This window comes from Nocardioides immobilis (genome assembly GCF_003515065.1).
GTDB lineage: Bacteria > Actinomycetota > Actinomycetes > Propionibacteriales > Nocardioidaceae > Nocardioides > Nocardioides immobilis.
In genome coordinates this window covers 227,322-236,198 of sequence record NZ_QXGH01000014.1, presented here as the reverse complement: position 1 = coordinate 236,198, position 8,877 = coordinate 227,322, and the positions used below count along the sequence as shown (strand labels likewise).

Sequence of the window (8,877 nt, the reverse complement as noted above, 5' to 3'; positions counted from 1 at the left end):
GCCCTTGCGGGAGCGGCAACCAGTACCGCAGATGCCACGGCGTCAAGCGCCGCGGTGGGTCGAGCATCGTTCTCGGCGGGCCTGATTAGAGAATCGGCTGGGTGTCTTAAGAACTTGTCACCAAGTTCACGAGGGTGCGACCGCCCGGCGGCTGGATCGAGAACGTCGAGGGCGGGAGGGGGATCCGCCGGAAGGCCGTGGCGACGACGTCGTCGGTGACCGCCGGTGCGCCGCCCTCAGATCGGCACCAGTAGGAGTGCGCGGAGACGTCCCCGTTGGGGAGCACAAACCACGAGTGCATCTGGAACGTCCCGTCGGGACAGATCCGATTGCCCGAGCACACCTCTTCGCACGCTGGCTCCTGGTGGTAAGTGCCCAGTTGAGCGGATGCGTTCACATTGCCGCCAGATTGGGTGCCGTGGTTCTCCTGTTGCACTTGCACGGTGAGGGCGTCATCGCCCGCGTCAACGACTGGGTCGTCAGCGGCGTTGGCGCGGGAGACTGGAAGCACGAGAAAGGCTGCACTGGCGACTGCTATTAGCCGGCTCATGGCGAGTCCAAGAATGTCGTCCGCCACGCGCCGCTCTCGTACTCGAGGCCGAAGAAGAAGTCGATCTCTCCAGCACGAACGATCTGATTTAGGTCACCAGCACCAACTGTTCGTGAGCGCTCAAGCTTGACCCGCGTCGACATGTTCCAGGCGCCACTGGGGGTACGCCCCGGAGTCGATTCGATGACCGTGAACCTGCCACCGATGATGCGTCCGCCTCGGCCATACACACGAACGATCGACTTGATTGCGCCTCTGCATCCAGCGCAGGTCGGATTGGAGACCGCCTTCAGCAGCTCGACATCACCAGTGTGGCGAGCGAAGTTGACGACCTCCCAGTAGTACTCGACGAACGCCTCGGCGCCAGCCTTCGTCTCAGGCTCCGCCTCAGCCGGCAGCGTCGGCTCGACCGGCCCGGTGTCGGTCGTGGTCGGCTCGGTGGGCGAGCTCGAGTGCGGCGGGATCGGTTCGCCGGTGGGCTCGATCGGATCCGCAGGGTCCCCGTCTTCGCAACCAGCGACACCGAAGGTGAGCAGCAGCGCGGCAACACCGACCGCGGCGCGCGACCTGTACGACGACCTCATGCAGGCCTCCCGAGAGTACGAACTGCCGCCCAGACCCAGAGCGGCGCACTGAAAGTACCGTGGCGCCGCCGGATGGCGACACCCTCTGTCCGCCGCCTGGGGAAGAACCGCAGTGCGGTACGCCACCTCGCGACCGTCGGCGCGAGACGGCTTCATCGCCGCGGCGACGGGGCCGACGGCCGATCCTGTCTGCGAGAGGCCAGCCGATCCGTGATCCGGCATTGACCGATCCGCATTGGCGGTGCACCCCGCCAGCACCGCCGAGAGAAGCGCAGCGAGGCCCGCCGCCGACCGCACCCGTTGTGTCGGCGTCATTGCCGTGTGGCGATCTGCGTGACGATCGATGCTTCGGCGACCCGAGTCACCTCGAACTCGAGAGCCAGCGGACCCCGCCCCCTCACGGCAACGGCGGCGGCGACCGTCGCAGAGTCCACGGTGTGCTGGATGACCCGCGCTCCCAGAATCGTCCATCGGGCGCCGCCGATGAAGCGCGCACAGCTGCGGCATTCCTCCCCGGCGAGTGCGCGAAGGATCGGTCGGTCGCCGGTCGCCAACCCCTCGTTCCGCGCAGCGATCCAGGATCGAACAGCCGCCACGGCCCGCACTTCTCGGCCCTTGGCCGCAGGTGTTCCCGCCGGCGGACTCGGTTGCGGCGGGGCCGGGTCGCTGGCCAGCTCGACCGCCAGCACCCGGTCCTGGTGTGCATTGCATCCGGACAGCAAGCCGGCGAGCAGCAGCGCTGCGGAGCCGATCGCCGAGCGGGCAGGAAAGGACGATTTCACGCAGGCCTCCCGAGAGAACGAGTCGCCGCGACCCACGGCGGCGCGGTGAAAGTACCTCGCTGCCACCTGCCCCCGGCACCCCCGCGGCCCTTGCCTGTGGATAACCGGCTCTCCTGACCGATCCGTGGGTGGATTGCGGGTAGTTGGGGGGCGCCGCTGACGCGTCCGCTCCACTTCCTCGGGCGTAGGGGTCACTCCCTCGGGGCTGTGACCGGTCATAGCGCTGGGGGAGCACCCGCATCGCCGGGGCAGTCGCGCCGCCGGGATTCGCCAAGGAGGCGACCGCCGTACGGCGTCACCGAGCGGCGCGCTTGCCGCCCTTCGGGACGCTGGGGTCCCGCCGCGGCTTCGGTGCGGGAGCGCTGGTCAACCCCAGCGCCCGCGCGAACCGCGCGACGAGCATGAAGCCGAGGAAGAGGCAGGCGACGGCGCCGACGGCTGCGATCGCGAGGAACCACCACGCCGAGGGCTCGTCGTCGTGGCGCGCGGCCGAGCCGAAGTCGATCGCCGCGTAGACCAGGTAGCCCCATGCGACCACGCACAGCGTGATGCCGACGGCCAGGACGAGCAGCACGGGGCGGAACCCCCGTTTCTGGCGGTCACCCGCGCGCTTGCCGCTGCTCACGGCGGTCATTGTGTCCGATCCGCCAAGGCTGCGAGGGCAGGACCCGCAATCCCGATCCGAGGCGGCGGCGGTCCCCACGTCCCGCGGCCGCCCCGGGTCGGAGATTCGCTTCGACACTACGCCTTGTCAGCGTCGGGGTCATCCGTCGCGAGGACGATCTACTTGGGCGACACCGTGTAGTTGACGACGATCCCGTTCGTGTCGGTGACGGCCAGCACCACGGTCCACGAAGCGCTCGTGTACTGCCCGCCGATCGAGGAGCCGTTGTCGGCCTTCGGGGTCACGGTCTCCAGGCCGGCGTCGACGAGCTTGGCCTCCGCCTCGTCGTACGCCGCTGACTTGTCGCCGCCCGCCTCGCCGACCTTGATGGTGGCGTTCCACGTCTGCGGGTTCTTCGTGAAGGTGCCGGCGAGGATCTCGCCGTCCACGACGGGGACCTCGTCGGTCGGGAAGTCCTTCGGCAGCTTGCCGGTGCTGACCCCACCGTCGGTCCCCTCGATCTCGATGTTCGAGGGATCGTCGAGGTCTGCGCTGATGCCCTCGCTCGCGAGGGCTTCCTCCGCCCGGTCCTTGGCCGCGTCCTCCGCGAGGCCGCAGCCGACCGCGGCGACGGATAGGAGCAGCGCCGTCGGTACGGCGACGAGCAGGCGAGTACGACGGAGCTGGTGCATGACGGCCTCCGGGCTGTGCAGGGTTCGATCAGGGGGTGGGTCGGGCGGCCCCGAGGCCTGGTCCCAAGGTAGTGATCAGAGGCTTCCCGCGGATCACCCGATCGAACGAGTCGGAGGTCTTCTGAGACGGTCGTGAGACTGGCTGCCGCGAAGTCAGCGGGCCGGCCGGACGACGTACGCGACCAGGATCGTGCCTTCCTCCTGGCCGTACGCCACGACGTCGACGTGAAAGGCGTCGCTGTCGAATCCGCCGACGACCGCCTTGCCGTAGGTCTCGCCGTCGATCGTGGTCACGCCCTCGGTGAAGCCGGCGCCGCGAAGGGCTCGGGCCGCCTGCTTGTACGTCGCCTCCTCGCACACGATCTCGTCCCAGCAGCCGACAGCGATGGTGACGTCCCAGCCACCGCTCTCCTCGTCGCCGGTGGCGGAGGTGATCCGGCCGGAGAGGAGCGGGATCTCCTTCTCGGGGAAGCCGGCGGGAAGGGCGAGGCTCTCGCCTTCCACGTCCTCGCCCCGGTCGGGTTTGCTTCCGGTCACCGGATCGCCGACCTCGTCACCGAATCCGACCAGTCCTGCGCCTTCCGCGCTCCTGCCGGCGCTGGTCTCGCCCGAGCTCGTCGGCTCTGAGCCGGCGTCGTCGCCACAAGCGGCGAGGCCGATCATCTCGATCATCCCCGAGGTCGAGATTCGCCCGGCGACACGCCCGCCGCTTCGACGTACTTCTGGAGGCCAAGGACGCTCTGACCTGCGCAAACGTGGCCCAGGCAACATTCTTTCCAGCAGATCCCGGCCACCGCTTGCACCCCTAGTGGTGGAGGCGTAAGGTCACCACTACATCTAGTAGTTACAAGGATGTAGTTCTCCACAGGCCCGTTCACAGGACCGGGGGAGAAGTGCACAGCTAGAGCCCGGTTATTCACAGGGGAAGCGGCCCGACCAAGGGTCTACTTCGCCATGCCTACACGCCGAGCTTGTCGAGCGCCAGGAAGGGGGGATCGTCCGATGCACTGCCCGTACTGCAAGCACGTGGACACCAAGGTCCTCGACTCCCGGGTGTCCGACGACGGCTGCTCGATCCGCCGGCGCCGGGTCTGCCAGGACTGCGAGAAGCGGTTCACCACGGTCGAGCTGATGCAGCTGACGGTGCTCAAGCGCTCCGGCGCGACCGAGCCGTTCAACCGCGAGAAGGCCGTCGCCGGCGTCCGCAAGGCGTGCAACGGCCGCCCGGTCAGCGAGGACGACCTCGCCCGGCTCGGCCAGGAGGTCGAGGACCAGCTCCGGCTGGCCGGCAGCCCCGAGATCGCCGCCCACGAGGTGGGCCTGGCGATCCTCCCGTCCCTGCGCCGCCTCGACGAGGTGGCCTACCTCCGCTTCGCGTCCGTCTACCGGAGCTTCGAGTCCGCGGCCGATTTCGAGAACGAGATCGCCCTGCTGCGGATGGAACGCGCCAACGCGGTTGTTGAAAAAGAGACGGCCGCCGCAGCCCCTTCGGGCTGACCCAGACCGCCCTGGCAGGGAGTGGGGAAGCTGCCTGCCAGGGCACCAATCTCAGGCATCGATGTCGGTGCCACGAGTCACAGTAGTAACAGCAGTAGCACTGGAAACCGACCCAGCCAGGGGGAGCAAGACAGTTATGACCGAGACGGCCAACTCCGCAGCGACGAGCAAGACGGGCAAGGCCCGCAAGGGCCTCACGATCGAGCGCGTCTTCAGCACCGAGGGCGTTCACCCCTACCACGAGATCAACTGGGAGCGGCGCGACGTCGTCCAGCAGAACTGGAAGACCGGCGAGACCGTCTTCGAGCAGCGCGGTGTGGAGTTCCCCGACTTCTGGTCGGTCAACGCGAGCACCATCGTCACGACGAAGTACTTCCGTGGCGCCGTCGGCACCCCCGAGCGTGAGACCGGCCTCAAGCAGCTCGTCGATCGGGTCGTGAAGACCTACACCAAGGCCGGCGCCGAGCACGGCTACTTCGCGACCCCCAAGGACGCGGAGACCTTCGAGCACGAGCTCACCTGGCTGCTCGTGCACCAGTACTTCTCGTTCAACTCCCCGGTCTGGTTCAACGTCGGCACCCAGTCGCCGCAGCAGGTCTCGGCCTGCTTCATCCTCTCCGTCGACGACTCGATGGACTCGATCCTGAACTGGTACAAGGAAGAGGGCTTCATCTTCAAGGGCGGCTCCGGTGCCGGCCTGAACCTCTCCCGGATCCGGTCGTCCAAGGAGCTGCTCAGCAGCGGCGGTACGGCGTCCGGCCCGGTCTCGTTCATGCGCGGTGCCGACGCGTCCGCCGGCACCATCAAGTCCGGTGGCGCCACCCGCCGCGCGGCCAAGATGGTCGTGCTCGACGTCGACCACCCCGACATCGAGGAGTTCGTCGAGACCAAGTGGCGCGAGGAGGACAAGATCCGCGCCCTGCGTGACGCCGGCTTCGACATGGACCTCGGCGGCAAGGACATCACGTCCGTGCAGTACCAGAACGCCAACAACTCGGTCCGCGTCACCGACGAGTTCATGCGCGCGGTCGAGGAGGGCTCCGAGTTCGGCCTCCGCGGCCGAAAGACCGGCGAGGTCATCGAGACCGTCGACGCCCGCTCGCTGTTCCGCAAGATCAGCGAGGCCGCGTGGGCCTGCGCCGACCCCGGCCTCCAGTACGACGACACGATCAACGACTGGCACACCAACCCGGAGACGGGGCGGATCACCGCGTCGAACCCGTGCTCGGAGTACATGTCGCTCGACAACTCGTCCTGCAACCTGGCGTCGCTCAACCTGCTCAAGTTCCTCAAGGAAGACGACACCTTCGACGCCCCGCTGTTCGCGCAGGCGGTCGAGCTGATCATCACCGCGATGGACATCTCGATCTGCTTCGCGGACTTCCCGACCGACCCGATCGGCGAGACCACGCGGGACTACCGCCAGCTCGGCATCGGCTACGCCAACCTCGGCGCGCTGCTGATGGCGATGGGTCTGGGCTACGACTCCGACGGCGGTCGCGCGATGGCGGCCACGATCACGAGCCTGATGACCGGCACGTCGTACCGTCGCTCGGCGGAGCTCGCCGCCATCGTCGGCCCGTACGCCGGCTACGCCCGCAACGCTGAGGCGCACAAGCGAGTGATGCGCAAGCACCGCTCGGCCAACGACGAGGTGCGTACCCTGCACATCGCTGACGCCCAGGTGCACAAGCTGGCGACGGAGGAGTGGGCCAAGGTCATCGAGCTCGGCGAGGCCAACGGCTTCCGCAACGCGCAGGCCTCGGTGCTCGCGCCGACCGGCACGATCGGCTTCATGATGGACTGCGACACGACCGGCATCGAGCCGGACTTCTCGCTGGTCAAGTTCAAGAAGCTCGTCGGTGGCGGCTCGATGCAGATCGTCAACCAGACGATCCCGCGGGCCCTGAAGAAGATGGGCTACGACGAGGAGAAGATCGAGGCGATCGTCGCCTACATCGCCGAGCACGGTCACGTGGTCGACGCGCCTGGCCTGAAGACCGAGCACTACGAGGTCTTCGACACGGCGATGGGGGAGCGGTCCCTCAAGCCGATGGGCCACGTCAAGATGATGGCGGCCTGCCAGCCGTTCCTCTCCGGTGCGATCTCGAAGACGGTCAACCTGCCGGAGTCGGCGACGGTCGAGGAGATCGAGGACATCTATCTCCAGTCGTGGAAGCTCGGCCTCAAGGCCACCGCGATCTACCGCGACAATTGCAAGGTCGGCCAGCCGCTGTCCGACGGTGGCGGCAAGGCCAAGAAGGACGCCGCCGACGCTCTCGAGGCGGCCTCCGCGGTCGTCGAGAAGGTCATCGAGAAGGTCGTCTACGCCCCGACCCGCAAGCGCCTCCCGAAGTCGCGCGCCTCGCGCACGACGTCGTTCACCGTGGGCGGCGCCGAGGGCTACATGATCTCCGGCGCCCACGACGACGGCCACCTCGGCGAGATCTTCCTCAAGCTCGGCAAGCAGGGCTCGACCCTGGCCGGCGTGATGGACGCCTTCTCGATCGCGGTGTCGATCGGCCTGCAGTACGGCGTGCCCCTGGAGACCTACGTCTCGAAGTTCACCAACCTGCGCTTCGAGCCCGCCGGCCTCACCGACGACCCGGACATCCGGATGTCGCAGTCCCTCATGGACTACGTCTTCCGCCGGCTCGCGCTGGACTACCTCGACTTCGAGGCCCGCTCCGCCCTCGGCATCTACTCCGCCGAAGAGCGCCAGCGCCACCTCGAGACCGGGAGCTACGAGCCCCTCGAGGAGACCGGCTCCGCCTCCGAGCTCATCGAGACTGTGGTTGAGGTGCGAGGCGCCTCCGCTGGTCGAGGTGCGAGCGGAGGCTCCGCTGGTCGAGGTGCGAGCGAAGCGAGCCTCGAGACCAAGGAGGCGGAGGACGTCGACGAGACCGAGATCGTCATCGCCGACAAGGCGCCCGCCGCTCCGACGGCCCGCACCTCCGCCGAGCTCCTCGAGCAGATCACCGGCCACGCCGTCGACAGCCCGCTCTGCATGACCTGCGGCACCAAGATGCGCCCCGCTGGTTCCTGCTACGTGTGCGAGGGCTGCGGGAGCACTAGCGGCTGCAGCTGATCAAGCCACAAGAAGTACGCCGAAGGGCGGTCACCCAGCTGGGAGACCGCCCTTCGAGCGTTTGCCGAGGGTCTCATTCGAGACCGAGGTTCTCATCACGGCGCGGTTGCGGGCGGCGTACTCCTGCGCCCAGTAGAGGTCGCTGAGGTACGCGTCCATCTCCGCCGTACCGGCAAGGAACACCGCGAGGTCACGGTCGGGCAGGCCCAGGTTGTGGTCCAGGCCCTTGGCCTTGTAGATGTGGCGCTCGGCGATCTCCTTGCCGATGTTCCGCGAACCGGAGTGCAGCATCAGCCACACCTGGCCCTCGTCGTCCGACGTCAGCTCTAGGAAGTGATTTCCTCCGCCTAGCGAGCCCATCTGCTGCTTGGCCTTGCGCTCCCGGTCCTGCACGTCGTCGTGCAGCGCGCCGAAGCGCTCCCAGAACCGGTCCCAGCCGGCGAACCGGCCGTGGTTGAGACCGAGCCGGCGTACGTCGGGCATCGACTTGTGCGCCGAGAAGCCCACCGGGATCGCCTTCTCGACGGCCAGGCGCAGCGCGTGCAGGTCGTCGGGGAGGTCGGCCGTGGTGAGGCTGGTGCGTACCGCCTGCATGCCGCAGCCGATGTCGACGCCGACCGCCGCCGGCGACACCGCGTTGCGCATCGCCACGACCGAGCCGACCGTCGCGCCCTTGCCGAGGTGGACGTCGGGCATCACCCGGAGGCCGTGCACCCACGGCAGTCGCGAGATGTTGCGCAGCTGGTCGAGCGCCTGCTGCTCGACGTCCTCGACGCGCGCCCACATCAGGGTGTCGGCCCGGGCGCCGGGCAGGCGTACGGGCAGCGAGTCGGTCTCCATGGTGTTCATCCTCCTTCGGGCATGCGAACAAAGCACCCCTTGCAGGAGTCGAACCTGCGGCCTCCGCGTTCGTAGCGCGGCACTCTCTCCAGCTGAGCTAAAGGGGTCTGGGATCCAGCGGCGACGACCGTACGGCGACGGGGCCGCCACGCCCTAACGACTTTGGGAGCGCCGCCCGGCCGGTGGGTTCTGTCGGACCGTCGGCGCACGCTGTCCCTGATCGACATCAACGACTCGGGC

General features: G+C 68.0%; 9 protein-coding genes and 1 tRNA gene. 3 read left to right on the top strand and 7 right to left on the bottom strand.

Translation table 11 applies throughout. The annotated features are described in order from the left end of the window. Positions 1-89 (top strand): SEC-C metal-binding domain-containing protein (locus D0Z08_RS33720; RefSeq protein WP_147381409.1); only part of this gene is annotated, 89 nt, incomplete at its 5' end. 457 nt (positions 90-546) lie between these two features. Here the strand turns inward: D0Z08_RS33720 and D0Z08_RS11305 are convergent. From D0Z08_RS11305 to D0Z08_RS11285, 5 genes are all read right to left on the bottom strand, one after another. Further along, a complete protein-coding gene (locus D0Z08_RS11305; RefSeq protein ID WP_147381407.1) occupies positions 547-1,356 on the bottom strand; it encodes a DUF6318 family protein in 810 nt (269 codons plus the stop codon). Positions 1,357-1,445: 89 nt separating this feature from the next. Beyond that, positions 1,446-1,916, bottom strand: coding sequence for a hypothetical protein (locus tag D0Z08_RS11300; RefSeq protein WP_147381406.1), 471 nt, complete (start codon positions 1,914-1,916; stop codon positions 1,446-1,448). A gap of 295 nt (positions 1,917-2,211) precedes the next feature. Then, on the bottom strand, positions 2,212-2,541 hold the full coding sequence (locus D0Z08_RS11295; RefSeq protein WP_147381405.1) for a hypothetical protein: 330 nt from the start codon (positions 2,539-2,541) through the stop codon (positions 2,212-2,214). Positions 2,542-2,699: 158 nt separating this feature from the next. Next, positions 2,700-3,212 carry a hypothetical protein gene (locus D0Z08_RS11290; RefSeq protein WP_118925328.1) on the bottom strand — a complete coding sequence of 171 codons (513 nt, stop codon included), beginning with the start codon at positions 3,210-3,212 and terminating at the stop codon, positions 2,700-2,702. Positions 3,213-3,365: 153 nt separating this feature from the next. Beyond that, positions 3,366-3,884 (bottom strand): hypothetical protein, encoded by a 519-nt coding sequence (locus D0Z08_RS11285; RefSeq protein WP_118925327.1) that lies wholly within the window; start codon positions 3,882-3,884, stop codon positions 3,366-3,368. Between the two features lie 330 nt (positions 3,885-4,214). Here D0Z08_RS11285 and nrdR point away from each other — a divergent pair, with 330 nt between their 5' ends. Further along, the gene (gene nrdR, locus D0Z08_RS11280; protein WP_118925326.1) at positions 4,215-4,709 is read left to right on the top strand and encodes a transcriptional regulator NrdR; all 495 of its coding nucleotides are present in this window, start codon (positions 4,215-4,217) and stop codon (positions 4,707-4,709) included. Positions 4,710-4,845: 136 nt separating this feature from the next. After that, positions 4,846-7,797 carry a vitamin B12-dependent ribonucleotide reductase gene (locus D0Z08_RS11275; protein ID WP_118925325.1) on the top strand — a complete coding sequence of 984 codons (2,952 nt, stop codon included), beginning with the start codon at positions 4,846-4,848 and terminating at the stop codon, positions 7,795-7,797. Positions 7,798-7,827: 30 nt separating this feature from the next. On the opposite strand, the gene D0Z08_RS11270 is transcribed toward D0Z08_RS11275, so the two are convergent. Together D0Z08_RS11270 and D0Z08_RS11265 are read right to left on the bottom strand one after the other, a co-directional pair. Next, positions 7,828-8,637, bottom strand: coding sequence for an RtcB family protein (locus D0Z08_RS11270; protein ID WP_118925356.1), 810 nt, complete (start codon positions 8,635-8,637; stop codon positions 7,828-7,830). A 33-nt stretch (positions 8,638-8,670) separates the two neighbouring features. Beyond that, positions 8,671-8,744, bottom strand: a tRNA-Arg gene (locus D0Z08_RS11265). Positions 8,745-8,877 lie beyond the last annotated feature (133 nt).